The organism is Bradyrhizobium sp. LA6.8 (assembly GCF_040547935.1).
GTDB classification, from domain to species: domain Bacteria; phylum Pseudomonadota; class Alphaproteobacteria; order Rhizobiales; family Xanthobacteraceae; genus Bradyrhizobium; species Bradyrhizobium barranii.
In genome coordinates, this window is the sequence record NZ_JBEPQQ010000014.1 from 169,311 (window position 1) to 183,831 (window position 14,521).

Genomic DNA, 14,521 nt, shown 5'->3' on the forward strand with positions numbered 1-14,521 from the left:
TGCGGGCAAAGAAAATCTGCTCGCCGAAACGGCGCCGTTGCTAAAGACGCTTGACTGCGATTCGCGAAAGTGATTCTCTGTCAGTCGCCAAACGTGACGAGAGAAGGCTTTCGGACGGAGACGTTCCGGGGGCCTTTTTTCTTTTCCGCTATGCTCCTACGGTTAGAGGACGGAAACGCGGGTACGCATCGCGCTGCCCGACCATGAGAGGTCCGGTCGGCGCCATATCCAAAGCGGCGACACGCGTGATGTCATTCATCGGTGCGCCCCTCGCGAAAAGATCGGTAGAGTTCCGGCAACCGCGAAATCACAAAGTCTCCAAACGCAGGCGCGGCCTTTTCGTCGAGCGCTAGCGTGACGCGACCTTCGCGACGTTCAATCTTCACAATCTTCTTGCCGTCGTCATCGGCCCAAGTTGTCGGCCGTGGAGCTTTTGGCTTGCGGGGCGCGAGCGCGGCGAACGCTATCGCGAACCGTTCATCGGAAGTGGCGCGCACAAAACGATCGCTAGCAATGCTGTCAGCCAATGCCTTTTGATCGTGGCGACCTACAATCCGCTCTGCGAGCTCCATCCAGCGCCGGCGGCCGGTCTTCGGCGCTGGCCCGATCGCATCGACTAGGCTCCGTGGAAGGGTCCGCGCGACAGTGATGAGGCGGGAGAGCTCCGTCTTGTCGACGCTGAGCGCCGCCATGATGATCTCACGTTTGAATCCACGATCCTCGAGAGCGGTGGCATATGTTGCCCGCTCAATGAAGGAGAGATCCTCCCGCTCACCATTCTCCTTGCCTTGTGCTACCACCAGGTCTTCGTCGCTGAGGTCACGAACCACGGCCCGCGCGGGGCGGCCAAGTTCGGCGAGCGCACGGACGCGACGATGGCCGTAGGCAATCTGAAACCGACCTGGGCTGGTCGGATGCGGGCGAAGGAGGATCGGAACCAGTTGCCCATTGGCGCGTATCGATTCGACGAGAGCGGAGTGCTTCTCGTCGACGCTCGTCATGCGATCCGGAACTATCGAGGCATCAATCAAATCTGGGGCGATTTCAACGACGGTTTGACCGGCGGTGAGTCGTTCGGTCAAGGCCTTGGCGGCATCGCGCTCCGCGGACAACATCTCGAGCGAACGGCTCATGGCACCGACTGCCCCGCGCGACCCGTGTGTTGGTTGGGATGGTCTCCAATTGTCGCTAGGCTCACCTGACGGCTGTTCGTTGACCGCGGTCAACTTGTCGTCCATCAGCTCAGCAAGCAGGTTTTTTCGACCCATTAGGCCCTCCCCCATGCAGCCTGGATAAGGCTTTGGATTTCGCCGTTGACGCTATCCAGCGATTCCATCGCGCGGTCGTAGGTAGCGCGTGTGAACTGATCGCGGCTGACCTCATAGAGCGTTTGCTTCGTGATGCCGGCGTCCGAGATCGCCGTACTTTTCAGCATCATATTGGTGACCATGCGGTCGCCAAACAGCGAGCGCATGAAGCCGACCATTTGGGCCTGCGGTCCATCGCCGGGCTCATAGCGCGTGACGAGATAGCGCATCCAATCGTAATTCATGTTGCCGCCCGCCTTGGCGACGACGGCAAGGAGGTCGGATGTCATGATTAGGAATTGGCACATCGACATGACATCGAGCATTTGCGGATGCACCGGAATCAGAATTGCGGTTGCTGCACAGAGCGCGGAGAGCGTGAGAAATCCAAGTTGAGGCGGACAATCGATCACGACGACGTCGTAACGGTCCTGGACCGTGGCGAGGGCACGCGCAACGCGGGCGAAGAAAAGCGGGTCACCCGACTGGCGCGCAGCTAAAGCTTTCGGGGTTTCATGTTCGAATTCCATCAGTTCGATATTGCCGGGAACAATGTCGAGCCCCAAAAAGTAAGTCTGCCGAATGATCTCATTCAGCTCGCGACGCGCGTCGTCATAGCGGATGGCGCCGTAGAGAGTTCCGTTCTCTTCGACGTCAAACTCTGGCTGATAGCCGTGCAGCGCGGAGAGCGAGGCCTGCGGATCGAGATCGATTGCGAGCACTCGATAGCCCTGCAGTGTGAGATGTTGAGCGAGATGCGCGGCGGTGGTGGTCTTACCCGATCCTCCCTTAAAATTAACGACGCCAATGACTTGCAACTGTTCGCCCGCGACGCGATGCGGTCGGTATCGGCGCACGCCCTTGCCGGATTCGTCGAGATAAGCACGAAGGCTTTGGATGTCCTCGAATGTGTACGATCTTCGACCCGATGGACTGGTGTCCGGCTGAGGGCCCCTACCCTCCAGCGACAATTGGCGGAGGTAACCGTCATTGATACCGACGAGTTTAGCGACTTCGCCAGATGTGAACCGGCGAAGATGCTTGCGTGCTTTTGGCGGGAACAGCTTCGTTCGGTGGGCGTGAAGTTTCGCGGATAGTTCCCGCGCGTCTGCCGCGATCGTATCGTGGATCGCCTGGGGTGCGGCAGATGGGATTGACGCCATCGCTTGTTGGTCGTTCAGGGCCACGGCTTTCTCGCGTAGTTACGAATTTCGGATGCAGGGCATGCGCAAAGCGTGGCTACTACGCCCGATTCTGAGCGGTCGCGCAACAATTAAAGGGTAAACGAATCCTTAACCGGTCACTTCAGGTTGCCACATGCGAATGGAAAAGTTGACCGCGGTCAACTTGGGAGATTCGACGTGCCCGCCCCCTCATCCGTTTGCTCTGGCCAACTCGCGCGCGAGACCGGCCAAAGTTGACCGCGGTCAACTTTCTTGAATTGGGCCGAATCGGCCTTCATGAAGTCTACCTAAGATCGTCCATGGACGGCGCCATCAAAAGCCGTAGCTTCGATCCGCCCAGCGCAGCAGCACGCGAGCGTCGGGATCGGGCAGGCGAATGCGCTGCGCCTTCAGGCCTTGCGCAATCGCCATGCCGATGTCGGAATCAACCCAATGGCCGTGGGTCATCAGGAAGAACCAGCCGAAGGACAGGCCGACCTCACTGTCCAAGGCCTCAATCCGATCCATCAGGAGATGCACCGAAACATCCGATGACATGAGCAGCCGCTCCTTCGGGGGCTTCAGCGGCCGGGGGATGAAACCGACTTCGCGCTCGCCCCTGTGGCTATAATCTCGAACATCGAGCGCCCAATGCTCAAAGACGCGATGGGCGCGGGCGCTCGATCCCTCCCAGTCTTGAATGAAGCGCACCTCGCGCGGCACGTACTCGAACCAGTCGGGAACCGCATCGAGGAATGGCGTTTCGCGCGTTCCCTGAGGCCCGACTTCACGGATCACGCGCCGCTCGATCTCGGGCCGCTTGGCCTCCCGCTTCTCGCGCTCGACACGACTGCAGCGATCGAGGAAACTGCGGATATGGACGAATGCGCCGCCGGCGCGGTCGAGCAGGCGGTAGACTGGACCGGCGAGCCGCTCCGTCTCGGGCAGGGACTGGCTGGGCCAACTGGGATCGAGCAGATCCTCTTCGCCCCAAGGTCGATAGTCCGGATTAACGATCGGACCAGCGCGCCACTCGATTTCTCGTCCAAGTGCGATCTGGATATAATCGGCGGCCCCGGATCCGGTCGGGGCGAAGACGAAGGCGCGGGTCCCGCGCCACTCGGTGATCTGCAGATCAGTGTCTCTCAGGCGCGTCCAGAGCGCCTTGATATCCCCGCAATCTTTGACGAGTTCGGCCGTCATCCACTGCCGCAGCTCCCCGACTCGGGTGCAGTCGGGTCGAATGACCGATCGGGTGTCGCGCCAGTAATCATCGTCGACGTGGGCTAGGCTGAAATCGAAACTCGGAAAGGCCGCGGCGAGTGCGGGCATGAGATCCGCGTCGGCCGAGGCGGGATCTAGCCCTGCCAGAACGGCCTCGATTGAGGCCGCATCGGGAATGCGAAGAGGGGTGGCGCTCATAGAACGTTAACCATAATAATTTAGGCCTCCGCCGACTTCTTATGAACTTCTCCATCAGATTTGGCGAGAATCCTCGGCCTTCACGAGATGCATCCGGAATGTTGTATAAGGATACACGATACGCGCTGGAGGAGCGCCTCATGGCCTTCCATATCAAGAAGCCGGAAACCGACGCGCTGGCCCATGAGCGCGAGCAGGGCAGGCCGTCCCTGGTCGACCTAGGCGTCCAGTTTTGTCGCGATTTGAGGACAAAGGCCAATCCGCAAAACGGCAAACCTGCCGACAAGGCGTTCCGCGACAGCCTGTACGAGGAAGCAACGCCGAACTCGACGATACCGGGGTGACTCTGCTTGATGTTGGTGTCGACTTTGGCCGGAAGCTGCGTGCCCGCAGCAATGCGCGGGGGGGGGGGGCCGATAAGGTACTTCGTGACGGTCTATTCGACGACGCCTGACCTCGATCGCGTCCGCGCAGACGACCGGCGCCAACCGAAAAAACGGCGGAAGGGGAGGGGGCTGGGCTGACGTGGTCGTCTCTCATCCATCCGGGGCCTGGGCGGACGGGATTTGCAGGTGCCTTGGCGCCAGAATCGCCGATTCTGCGGGTTGATTTCCGCCCCTGTCATGAAATTTACGACCCGAGCGGGAGGATACGCACCCGCGCCCGGTCGAGATCGATGGAGATCAAGGCGCCTTCGGCGAGCTCGCGCTCGGTTTGTGCGATTGCACGGAGCACGGCGCTGCCGATCGCCACTGGCGTCAGCAAATCGGCCCGAATCTGGATGACGCTCGGCTTGCGGCGCTGCGTCGCGGCAAGGATCGTCGAAAAATCGAGGTCGTTGGTCACCACTACATGATCGTGCCCGGCCGCCCATTGCATCAGCGTGCGATCAGACGCGTCCACCGCACCCACCGCCGACCAATGCACCGCTTCGAACCCCGCGTTCTGAAGGAAAGGAACCCAGCTCGGCGACAGGTTCATGTCAATCAGGAATCGCATCAGGATGCGTGCTGCAGATCGACCTCGCGCTCCTCGGCCCGCCAGGCGGCGTAGCGCAAGGCCTCAAGCACGTCCTCGCGCGCGAGATAGGGATAGTCGGCAAGCAGCGCATCGATGCTGCGGCCGGCGCCGATCTGGCCGACGATCATGCCGACGGTAACGCGCTGGCCACGTATGCAGGGTTTCCCGCCCATCACGGCAGGATCTTGCGTAATTCGCCTAAACTCGTTCATGCGTTTCACCTCGACATCGCAACGCCAGCCTATCATAGTTGGCGCCAAGCGGGCACTCGAGATGACAGAGCATCCGGGAAGAACAGGCTCCCCCGCAACAGAGGAGGAGGGACGACCTTTGGTCGACCTCAGGGGCCTGGAAACGCGATTTCCCAACACCATCGATAAGCGGTGGTTTCGATTAGGAGAGCTGGCCGGGAACAGGCCTCGCTATGACGGAAGCCAAAGCCATGTTAGCTTCCGTTGCGCCGCTTCCTGTTAAGGTTATCAAGACCTTGCTGCCCAGCTACAAAATCCCCGAACCGCTACCTTGGGCCCAGCTCGCCGGGCCGCTCGCCGTCGCCGAGGATGCGCTCGCCCGCTTCGACGAGCGGCTGGCCAAAAGCCCAATACGCGACGGCGCGATCAGCCGGATGCACTTCACTGATGCCTGCGCCAGTCTGTGGCTCGACGGCGAACTTGTCCACCTCGACGACCTCGTCCTCCACGACGCCGGCATGGACGTCCGCGCCCCGACCCACGAGCTGACCCGGGCTCATGCCGTGCTGCGCGCCCGTCGGCGCATCGCCGAGGCGAAGCCCGATTGGGTGCTGTCCGTTGCCGGGCTCGCTGGCCTCCGCGGACGGAGCGAGCGAGAGGAGGGGACGGGCAACCGGGAGGAAGATGAGGGAAGTTTTGAGGTTGACGAGGACGCGGAGCGGGAGGAGGCGGGTTTCGAAGGACCGCTTGGCGCCATCAACACCGATCCCCACCTGGCCGCCGCCTTCGCCGCGGTCGACGCCGCGAACGCCAGGGCGGAGCGCAGGCTCGCCGACGAGGCCCGGTCGCGGCCGGAGCGGGATTCCCTCGTCTACGATCCCGACTGGGACGAGGACGGCCGCCTCGACGACTGGCGCGCCGTCGTTGACGAGACCCGCACGCTGCCGCCGACCCTGGCGGCGGCGATCGCCGCGGATGCCTGGAACGCGATCCAACCGCTCGAGCACACGCCTTGGCTCGGCCGCCTGCTCGCAGCTAGCGTGTTGCGGGCCCGCGGCAAGACGCGCTGGCATCTGCCGTGCCTGCATGCCGGGCTGAAGGGCATCTCGCGTGAGCGCCGGCGGCCGCGCGACGCCGCAGCGCGGCTTGCCGTGCAGCTCGAGGCGATGACGGCCGCCGCCGAGGCCGGCCGCAAGGACCACGACCGCTGGCTGATGACCAGAAACCTGCTCGCCCGCAAACTCGCCGGCCGGCGCGCCACTTCAAAGCTGCCGGCGCTCCTCGATTACGTGCTGACCCGGCCGATCGTCTCGGCGGGCATGATCGCCGAAGAGCTCGGGATCACGCCCCGTGCGGCCCAAAACCTCGTTGCCGAGCTCGGCCTGCGCGAGGCGACCGGGCGTGGACGCTATCGGGCCTGGGGCATCCTGTAGGACGCCGAGTTAGTGCGGTGCCCCGCCACGAAGCAGATGCCGATAGCCGTGCTCCGTCATCCAGTGGGCGCGGGCGAGATGGGATCTCCAGGCGCGGCGGGCACGATCAGGCTCTTGGGCCGAATCAAGGTGCAGCACGATCCGCGCAACCTCTTTCCAGTCGGCGCCGTCGGCTTCGGCGTCGAGCAGGCGCAGTTAGGTGACCAGGTGCTCTTCGTCGTAGCCGGTCAGAACGGAGGCGGTCGGTGCATCGCGCACCGTGGCTCTTGCTGTATCTCGATCACGCCCGCTGGCGGCTTGACATACAATGCAAATGCATTACATCGAAGAGTGTGCAACCCCGGAGCCGGCCATGGCGAAAACGGCTGAAATTCTCGAAATCCCCGCCACCATCACTGAGCGTGGCCAGACGACCGTGCCCGCGGCAATCCGGAAAATGCTCGCGCTCGGCAAGCGCGATCAGGTGGTGTTTCGCGGGCTTGCGGATGGCACCGTCGTGATCGCGAAGAAGGTGGCTCAGGTCGAGGATGGCGATCCGGTGATCGGCAAGTTTCTCTCATTTCTCGCGCGCGACATGGCGAAAGAGCCGTCGCGGATTCGGCCGGTGCCGCGCTCACTCGTGTCCCGCGGCAAGGACCTGGTCAAGGGCGTTAAAGTCGATCTCGACGCGCCGCTTGCGGATGACGAGGCGTGAGCGACAAGACGCTCGAAATCAACGGCTGGACGATCTACGCGCACCCGCTGTTTCTCGACCAGCTTGAGGCGATGATCGGCGCCGTCGAAAAAGCGCGGAAGAAAGACCCGCAAGGATACAAGAAGAAGCGCGCTACAAAACTGCTCGCGGCCGTTCTCAAGGTCGCGTTCGAAGACATTCCGAGCGACCCGACGCGCGACACCTACCGCCAGGGCGGCACGCTCGGCGACGCGTACAAGCATTGGTTCCGGGCAAAATTCCTGCAGCAGTTCCGGCTGTTCTTTCGCTACCAGCAGTCCGCGGACGCGAAGGTGATAGTGTTGGCTTGGGTCAATGACGACACGACGTTGCGCGCTTATGAGAGCGCAGACGACGCCTACGCGGTGTTTCGCAGGATGCTCAATCGCGGCAATCCGCCCGACAGCTGGACCAACCTGCTCGCGGCGGCGAGCGCAGATTCGGCGAAGCAACGGCTGGCTCGCGCCGCTCCTAAGACATAGCTCTCGCTCGGCCAGCAACCGAGCGTTCGGTGGGGTTCGGGCGTCTCGGCGGATGGTAGCGGAGCAACTCGCCACCCCGGCGCGACGCAGGATCTCGTCGCGGAGCCCGGCCTGCGCAGGGCGACCAGACAGCGACGTATTGCGCGTGGGACGTTTTGTAATCGTGCCCTGGTGCGGATCAATAAAGGTCACTCTCCTCGCTTAGATTAATGTTAGTTATCGTAGTCCAACTACGACTTTGGCCTCCAGTTCAAACTGGTCGGTTCATATCCCCGTAGCAAGGCGGCGATTCACAGGGATAAGCTAAACAGGCTCCATACCCGCGCCGGCGCCCTGAGCGTGCGCACATCTGCTGGTGTCAATGCAGAAGCGGCCCCGCCTTTCGGCGAGGCCGTTGCCGCGGGCCCTCAATCCCGGTTCGGGCGGGACCAGATGAGCTGGTGACCGTCCTGGCCTTCCACCTCGATCAGGGTGGCGTAGATTGGAGCGGGGAAGCTCGGATCGTCCAGCTTGACCGAGAGGTAATCGCGCTCGGTGTCCTTGGCGGTCTTCTGCCAGGCCGCACCCAGCTCGACGTTACCGGCGAAGATGCGGAAGTGCGGTCCCTTGTCGGAGGGGGTCTCGACCCGAACCAGCTTGGCTTTGGCGTTGAGGGCGAGGGTGCGACGCGTGCCGGTGAAGCCGTTGCCGGTCGAGGTGAAGGTGCCGATCGTCGCCATTGTGGTGTCCTTTCAGTTTCCCGGGCCGCGCCCATCGCGGCCTCGATGGCTGGCGACAGACCGGAGGCGGTCGACCCGCACCCCGAAGGGGCCGGCACGCAGTAGAGGGCAGCCAGGGCGCGACTTTCTTGTTTTGCGCGAGGAATGGACGCGCAGCGGCCAGGGGAAGAAAGTCGTAACCGGCTGTTGCGGGGGTAAGAGCGAGGCGGCGCGCAGCGACGACGCCCTTCGGTCAGACATGCCAATCGAGGACGACGTGGGTGTGCCAGAAGAAACGGCCGTGGGACGCGATGGCGGACAACGCTCCCCGCGACGTTGCAACTGATCATGTATTCCAGACCAACAGTGCCCTAAGGCCGGCGCTGAAAGTCCGTGGCGAGCCTGAGTTAACACCGCGCTTGATCAACAGCAGCATTTGGGAGCCCGAGTACGGACACCAAAGGCATCCGACAAACTCTCCGGCCACCTCTTCCAGCCGAACCCGGAGCATTGACAAGAATAGCCGCAAAAAGGGATCCAGCTCCGGTCGCAGGATACTGTACGGAGCCGGCCTCAATCGTCATTGGTAAGTTCGTCGGGCCACATCTGCGCGCCATGAAGCACGCGCAAGATGCGAACGGTTTCACCGTCGACCAGGTAGGCCGCGACATAAGGCGTGCGCGGGATGACCAACTCGCGCGTGCCAGCGACACGCCCGGGCCGACCACTGTCGGGAAAGTCGAGCAGGCGCCGCGCGGCATCGGCAATCTGTTCATCAACATGAACCGCCGCACGGGGATTCTCGGCTTCGATGTAGCTAAAAAAGCCGTCGCGATCGGACAACGCGAAGCGCGACCAGACGAGTTTCACCGTTCATGCTCCGCCGCTTTTCGAAGCGCTGCGGCACGGCGTTGCGCGAAATGCGCTTCGACCTCGGAATTATCGAGATTGGGCCGGGTATCCGCCAGCGCCTGGCGCACCTTCTCGCGAAACCAGCTATCGTAAGCTTGGCTGTTGCTCACGAGCTCCAGCGGAAGCATCCCTTCGTTGGCCGTGCGTGTCAGCAGGATCCGCACAGCGTCGGATACTGTGAGACCCATGTTTTCCAGAACCGCGGTGGCCTTTTCCTTTACGTCCGCATCGATTCGGGTTTGGACAAGGGCATTCGAAGCCATAGCGACCTCCTTTGTTCGCGGCTAATGTAATGCATTTGAATGACATGCGCCAGAGGCGTCACAGCCCCGTGACCGGGGAGCACAACGGCAAAACGGCCCCGCCTTTTGGCGGGGCCGCTGTCGCGGGCCCTCAGTCCCGGCTGGGGCGGGACCAGATGAGCTGGAGGCCGTCCTGGCCTTCCACCTCGATCAGGGTGGCGTAGATCGGAGCCGGGAAACTCGGATCGTCCAACTTGACCGAGAGGTAATCGCGTTCGGTGTCCTTGGCGGTCTTCTGCCAGGCCGCGCCCAGCTCGACGTTACCGGCGAAGATGCGGAAGTGGGGTCCCTTGTCGGAGGGGTTCTCGACCCGAACCAGCTTGGCCTTGGCATTGAGGGCGAGGGTGCGAACCGTGCCGGTGAAGCCCTTGCCGGTCGAGGTGAAGGTGCCGATGGTCGCCATTGTGGTGTCCTTTTTTCAGTTTCCCGGGCCGCGCCCCTCGCGGCCTCGATGGCTGGCGACAGACCGGAGGCGGTCGACCCGCACCCCGAAGGGGCCGGCACGCAGTAGAGGGCAGCCAGGGCGCGACTTTCTTGTTTTGCGCGAGGAATGGACGCGCAGCAGTCCAGGGGAAGAAAGTCGTAACCGGCTGTTGCGGGGGGAAGAGCGAGGCGGCGCTTAAGCGACGACGCCCTACGGTCAGACATGCCAAATCGAGGACGACGTGGGCGTGCCAGAAGAAACGGCTGAGGAACACGAATTGCGATCATCAATACCTTGACCGAGGAAAGAACCCGATCACGGCTCATCGCACACATCTGGCAAACCGCCAGGCTTGCGCGTTGAGGTACGAACCGGGAAGGCGGGCGCGCTGCTCGGCCCTCAAGAGTCACACGGCCCGCAAAGTAAACCCGCAGACCACGAGCGTGATTTGCGCGGCAAAGCGACGACCCGTGCAAAGCCAGAAGTCGTACCCTCGAAGGAAGGCAAGCAAGATCGCCGTCAGGTCGCGGTATCCAGCACGAGAAACAGAGGGCGCTGGCCGTCGAGCGGCCAAGCAAGGGGCAGCAGTCTCGGCGCTGATCGCCGGATAAGTAAGGGCCGGCAAGCGCCGGCCCCAATCACGCTGTGCGCTCATCATGCCGCTTCCTCGACGTCTGCTGCCTTCGGCTGCAGGTCGTGCAAATAGGCGGCGGCGCGTTGCGCTTGCGCAGCAGCCGAGAAGATAAAGCGCTTCTCATTAGACAAGACCTCCAACCACGACTTGACGTAGCTTGCATGATCCGGCCGCGGTTCAAGTTCGGGAACGATCCCGAGATCCGCGCAGAGGAAGCAGCTCCCGAGTTCGGCTATCAGCTCTTCGCGCGCGCGTTCGCTCCGATCCTTGCCGTAACGGCTGAGATCGCGATTAACGCGGTGAGCGGGAGCGGTCCAATGCACGGTCTCATGGGCTCTGACGGCGACATAGGAACCCGTGTCGCGAAAACTTTCGATCGGCGGCATCTGAATATGATCGGACGAAGGCGCGTAAAACGCCATCGAGCCGCCGTGCCGAACGATCGCCCCGGTGTTGGCAAAAAAAGCGTCGGCGTGCGCGTTGCGCTCGATCGTTGATGCGACGGCGGGCGGACGACCGTAGTAATGCGCGGGCAAGCCATCGATTTGATCGACGCAGAAGACGGTATAAGCTTTGAGGAAGGGGATATCCCGTTCGATTTCGTCGCCGTGAGCGTCGGTCTCCGTCTTGGTGAAGCGGCTCGCATACACCACAGTGCTGCCGGTCTCACCCTTACGGACATGCGCACCAAGTTCACTAGCCTGCTTGAACGTCATCCAGATCGGCGAGCAGAAGCCGCGCGCGATGGCTTCTGACCAAAGCAGCAAGACGTTGATGCCCGTATAGGGCTGGCCGTTGTGTCGCAGCGGTCGGGTGATGCGGCCCGCCATATTCGTGGCGGTCCAGGGTTGAACCCAGGGGCGCACGCCGCGTTCGAGCTCGGCGATAATGCGGTCCGTGATGCGGGTGTACAGGTCGCTTCGCGACTTTTCTCCGTTCCTGCTCATTATAATAACCTCCGTTCGGGAGGCCGCGCCATCACGGCCCCTCACGGGGTCCGCCACCGCCGGGCCCAAAGTCCGCGCACCCGAAGGGCCGAAGCAGAGCGAAGGACGGCGAAGCCGTTGCGCGGACATCGGGTCCGGCGCAGGACCACGCACGGGGAGGGGCCGAGGATGGCGAGCAGCACGAGCGGCGATTCCCTTTGTTAAAGCAGCGACATGAAAAAGGCCGGTCTCGACGACCGGCCCGTCACGTGGCTACTGTGGAAGAGGCGCGGGGCCGAGGCCCCGCGCCGGCGGTCAGTCGAACGCCGATATCTGCGCCTTGGCCGCTTTCCGGCCGACGGTGTCGGCCGTGTTGTCGATGGGACGCTCGAAAGGCTTCCAGGTCTCGCCGACGACCTGTTCGTAGGCGGCGACGGCGCCTTCGGCGGCCATGCGAAGCGCGTGAGCCTGCGCGCCCATGTCGGCGGCGAATTCACGCTTGCGCTGTGCCTGGCTATCGAAGCCGACCGGACCATCGAGGTCCTCATCGCGGCTGTCGTTGGCGAGCTTGGCGGTCGCATCTCGCGCTTCGGTGACTGCCCGGGTGTAGAACTGGCCGGCGCCGTGGGCCGACCCGACATAAGCACCGACGATCCGTTGCAGGTGGATCTGCATGGCGCGTTCACTCAGGCCATCCCTGAGTGCGTCGGCGGTCTCGATGACGAGCCGCTTGTGCAAGTCGCGGATGCCGTCGCTGTCGAGGACCGCAAGGCCGAAGCTCTCGGAGATGCGCAGTGTCTGTGCGGAGTCGGGGCAGACGAGGCGGACCATTTCGAGGGTCGTGCCGCGGCGGAGCGGGATGACACGGGCCGAGGAGCGGGGAGAGCGGGCGGTCTTGGTCATCATGAGATCCTTTCTCGGTTTCGCCTTGGGAAGCGATCGGGCCCTTGTCCGTCGCCCCCTCGGGTGCGGTCGACCAGAACCGGCTTCAGCGAGCCGCTTCAGGGGGCGGTGGCTGCCAAGGCGAGCATGGGTGGGTTGCGGGCGAGCGGGCCTTCAGGCCTGCGAAGAACGCGGCCCCCATCGCGAGACGGCGGCCGCCGATCGCCTCGCGACTTGCCCTTGAAGCGGATCGCGGCCGGTTCAGACCGCAGCACAAACCGAGGGAGTGACGGGCAAGGGTCAGCGGCGCGCCGAAACCGTGAGAGGTTGGACCAAACCCGCTGAAACTCTCCGCCTAGACATGAAGTGTTTGCGCGCGCGCCGCTCGCGCTCCAATTGGTGGGCCCTTCGCCTCTCACCGCCACGCAGCGGAAACGCGATGACGCGTCCGAAACTGGGCGATCGCCGTCTCCTGCCGATCGAGCTTGCGCGTGAGAGCGTCGATCTCGCCGCGACGAGCCAAGGCGAGCTCCGCGACATGCTGCTGAAACAGCCGCTCATCCGCATTCGTCCAGCTCGATGCGTTACGGCCGCGCTGCCTTCGCTTCGTCCGGTCGGTGATCGTCAGCCGTTCGGCCCGTGACGCGATCTGGCGCTCGATGAGGCCGAGACGGCGCTGCGTCTCGGCTTGCGCGGCTTCCATCCGCTGCGAACGATCCGGACGATTGTGAACGAGGCGCTTTCGGCGCTGGAGCGCGAGTTTGCCGCGCTCTATTCGCCGATTGGGCGGCCGTCGATCCCGCCGGAGAAGCTGCTGCGGTCGATGCTATTGCAGGCGTTTTATTCAATCCGCTCGGAGCGGCTTCTGATGGAGTGTGTTTCGGCATGGAATAAGGACCCCGTTTTCGGGGTGATCGGCATCCAATCGGGACCCCGAGATAAGGGTCCACAGTGGCTTCCATCGAGTCATGGAAGCCGAGGTTGGGATGCTGGTGGTGGAGACGATTGGTAAGATCCGTCGCGCCTACTTTGTTGATGGTCGTCCGATCAAGGCGATCTGCCGAGAACTTGGCGTATCGCGGAAGGTGGTTCGCAAGGTCATTCGTTCTCAAGCGACGGAGTTCCGGTATGAGCGCGAGACGCAGCCGCTCCCGAAGATCGGTGCCTGGAGTGCCGAGCTTGACCGGTTGCTGGCAGGGAATGAGAGCAAGGCAGCACGGGAACGGCTGACGCTGATCCGGCTATTCGAAGAGCTTCGCGGCCAGGGTTATGCCGGCGGCTATGATGCGGTTCGTCGATACGCACGGCGGTGGAGCAAGGAACGCGGGCAATCGACCGCAGCCGCTTATGTCCCGCTGAGCTTTGCACCAGGCGAAGCGTACCAGTTCGACTGGAGCCACGAGGTCGTCCTGCTGAGCGGCACCACGGTGATGGTGAAGGCTGCTCATGTCCGGCTCTGTCACAGCCGCATGCTGTTCGTGCGGGCCTATCCGCGGGAGACGCAGGAGATGGTGTTCGACGCCCACGACCGGGCGTTCGCCCTGTTCAAAGGCACCTGCACCCGCGGCATCTACGACAACATGAAGACCGCCGTAGAGACGATCTTCGTCGGTAAAGGCCGTCTCTACAATCGCCGCTTCCTGCAGATGTGCAGCCACTATCTGGTCGATCCGGTCGCCTGTACGCCAGCGTCGGGCTGGGAGAAGGGGCAGGTCGAGAACCAGGTCGGGCTGGTCAGGGAACGCTTCTTCACGCCACGGCTGCGGTTCAAAAACCTCGACGAGTTAAACGCCTGGCTGCTCGACAAGTGCATCGCCTACGCCAAGGCTCATCGCCATCCGGAGCTGGCCGATCAGACGATCTGGGACGTGTTCGAAGCCGAACGCCCCAAACTCGTTCCCTATGCCGGCCGCTTTGACGGCTTCCATGCGGTGACGGCATCAGTCTCGAAGACCTGCCTGGTGCGCTTCGACAACAACAAGTACTCGGTCGCAGCCAGCGCAGTCGGACGAC

General features: G+C 63.0%; 18 protein-coding genes and 1 pseudogene. 6 read left to right on the plus strand and 13 right to left on the minus strand.

The window, feature by feature from the left end:
• Positions 1-251: 251 nt before the first annotated feature.
• The 3 genes from repB to ABIA90_RS42285 all read right to left on the minus strand — a co-directional run bounded on the left by repB (position 252) and on the right by ABIA90_RS42285 (position 3,892).
• Positions 252-1,283, minus strand: coding sequence for a plasmid partitioning protein RepB (gene repB, locus ABIA90_RS42275; protein ID WP_354121727.1), 1,032 nt, complete (start codon positions 1,281-1,283; stop codon positions 252-254).
• Positions 1,268-2,470 carry a plasmid partitioning protein RepA gene (repA, locus tag ABIA90_RS42280; RefSeq protein ID WP_247315821.1) on the minus strand — a complete coding sequence of 401 codons (1,203 nt, stop codon included), beginning with the start codon at positions 2,468-2,470 and terminating at the stop codon, positions 1,268-1,270. The genes repB and repA overlap by 16 nt, the downstream gene beginning before the upstream one ends.
• Before the next feature lie 333 nt (positions 2,471-2,803).
• The gene (locus ABIA90_RS42285) at positions 2,804-3,892 is read right to left on the minus strand and encodes a hypothetical protein (RefSeq protein ID WP_354121728.1); all 1,089 of its coding nucleotides are present in this window, start codon (positions 3,890-3,892) and stop codon (positions 2,804-2,806) included.
• Positions 3,893-4,032: 140 nt separating this feature from the next.
• On the opposite strand from ABIA90_RS42285, the gene ABIA90_RS42290 reads away from it, so the two are divergent.
• Entirely contained in the window at positions 4,033-4,236 is a 204-nt protein-coding gene (locus ABIA90_RS42290; RefSeq protein WP_247316016.1) for a transcription factor, read from the plus strand.
• Between the two features lie 286 nt (positions 4,237-4,522).
• Here ABIA90_RS42290 and ABIA90_RS42295 read toward each other — a convergent pair whose 3' ends face one another.
• Both ABIA90_RS42295 and ABIA90_RS42300 read right to left on the minus strand, forming a co-directional pair.
• Positions 4,523-4,891, minus strand: coding sequence for a DUF5615 family PIN-like protein (locus tag ABIA90_RS42295; RefSeq protein ID WP_256468597.1), 369 nt, complete (start codon positions 4,889-4,891; stop codon positions 4,523-4,525).
• Positions 4,891-5,124, minus strand: a complete 234-nt coding sequence (locus tag ABIA90_RS42300; protein ID WP_247316012.1) for a DUF433 domain-containing protein — start codon at positions 5,122-5,124, stop codon at positions 4,891-4,893. The genes ABIA90_RS42295 and ABIA90_RS42300 overlap by 1 nt, the downstream gene beginning before the upstream one ends.
• A gap of 212 nt (positions 5,125-5,336) precedes the next feature.
• Here ABIA90_RS42300 and ABIA90_RS42305 point away from each other — a divergent pair, with 212 nt between their 5' ends.
• On the plus strand, positions 5,337-6,536 hold the full coding sequence (locus ABIA90_RS42305) for an RHE_PE00001 family protein (protein ID WP_247316010.1): 1,200 nt from the start codon (positions 5,337-5,339) through the stop codon (positions 6,534-6,536).
• Positions 6,537-6,545: 9 nt separating this feature from the next.
• Here the strand turns inward: ABIA90_RS42305 and ABIA90_RS42310 are convergent, their stop codons facing one another.
• Positions 6,546-6,731, minus strand: a complete 186-nt coding sequence (locus ABIA90_RS42310) for a DNA -binding domain-containing protein (RefSeq protein ID WP_247316081.1) — start codon at positions 6,729-6,731, stop codon at positions 6,546-6,548.
• A 157-nt stretch (positions 6,732-6,888) separates the two neighbouring features.
• On the opposite strand from ABIA90_RS42310, the gene ABIA90_RS42315 reads away from it, so the two are divergent.
• Positions 6,889-7,230 (plus strand): type II toxin-antitoxin system PrlF family antitoxin, encoded by a 342-nt coding sequence (locus ABIA90_RS42315; protein WP_247316009.1) that lies wholly within the window; start codon positions 6,889-6,891, stop codon positions 7,228-7,230.
• A complete protein-coding gene (locus ABIA90_RS42320; protein WP_247316008.1) occupies positions 7,227-7,730 on the plus strand; it encodes a type II toxin-antitoxin system YhaV family toxin in 504 nt (167 codons plus the stop codon). The genes ABIA90_RS42315 and ABIA90_RS42320 overlap by 4 nt, the downstream gene beginning before the upstream one ends.
• Before the next feature lie 407 nt (positions 7,731-8,137).
• On the opposite strand, the gene ABIA90_RS42325 is transcribed toward ABIA90_RS42320, so the two are convergent.
• The 7 genes from ABIA90_RS42325 to ABIA90_RS42355 all read right to left on the minus strand — a co-directional run bounded on the left by ABIA90_RS42325 (position 8,138) and on the right by ABIA90_RS42355 (position 13,211).
• Entirely contained in the window at positions 8,138-8,449 is a 312-nt protein-coding gene (locus ABIA90_RS42325; RefSeq protein ID WP_354121729.1) for a DUF736 domain-containing protein, read from the minus strand.
• 552 nt (positions 8,450-9,001) lie between these two features.
• Entirely contained in the window at positions 9,002-9,298 is a 297-nt protein-coding gene (locus tag ABIA90_RS42330; RefSeq protein WP_247316006.1) for a type II toxin-antitoxin system RelE/ParE family toxin, read from the minus strand.
• Entirely contained in the window at positions 9,295-9,603 is a 309-nt protein-coding gene (locus ABIA90_RS42335) for a type II toxin-antitoxin system RelB/DinJ family antitoxin (protein ID WP_247316005.1), read from the minus strand. Before ABIA90_RS42335 ends, ABIA90_RS42330 begins: the two co-directional genes overlap by 4 nt.
• 130 nt (positions 9,604-9,733) lie before the next feature.
• Positions 9,734-10,045 (minus strand): DUF736 domain-containing protein, encoded by a 312-nt coding sequence (locus ABIA90_RS42340; RefSeq protein WP_247316004.1) that lies wholly within the window; start codon positions 10,043-10,045, stop codon positions 9,734-9,736.
• Between the two features lie 675 nt (positions 10,046-10,720).
• Complete coding sequence (locus tag ABIA90_RS42345; protein WP_354121730.1) at positions 10,721-11,647, minus strand: ArdC family protein; 927 nt, start codon at positions 11,645-11,647, stop codon at positions 10,721-10,723.
• 294 nt (positions 11,648-11,941) lie between these two features.
• Positions 11,942-12,529, minus strand: a complete 588-nt coding sequence (locus ABIA90_RS42350) for a hypothetical protein (protein ID WP_247342843.1) — start codon at positions 12,527-12,529, stop codon at positions 11,942-11,944.
• A gap of 394 nt (positions 12,530-12,923) precedes the next feature.
• Positions 12,924-13,211 carry a hypothetical protein gene (locus ABIA90_RS42355; protein ID WP_247342839.1) on the minus strand — a complete coding sequence of 96 codons (288 nt, stop codon included), beginning with the start codon at positions 13,209-13,211 and terminating at the stop codon, positions 12,924-12,926.
• On the opposite strand from ABIA90_RS42355, the pseudogene ABIA90_RS42360 reads away from it, so the two are divergent.
• Both ABIA90_RS42360 and istA read left to right on the plus strand, forming a co-directional pair.
• A pseudogene (locus tag ABIA90_RS42360) lies at positions 13,158-13,382 on the plus strand (transposase); the annotation flags it as partial. The gene ABIA90_RS42355 and the pseudogene ABIA90_RS42360 overlap by 54 nt on opposite strands.
• Before the next feature lie 112 nt (positions 13,383-13,494).
• A partial coding sequence (gene istA, locus ABIA90_RS42365) for an IS21 family transposase (RefSeq protein ID WP_354121731.1) occupies positions 13,495-14,521 on the plus strand: 1,027 nt, incomplete at its 3' end.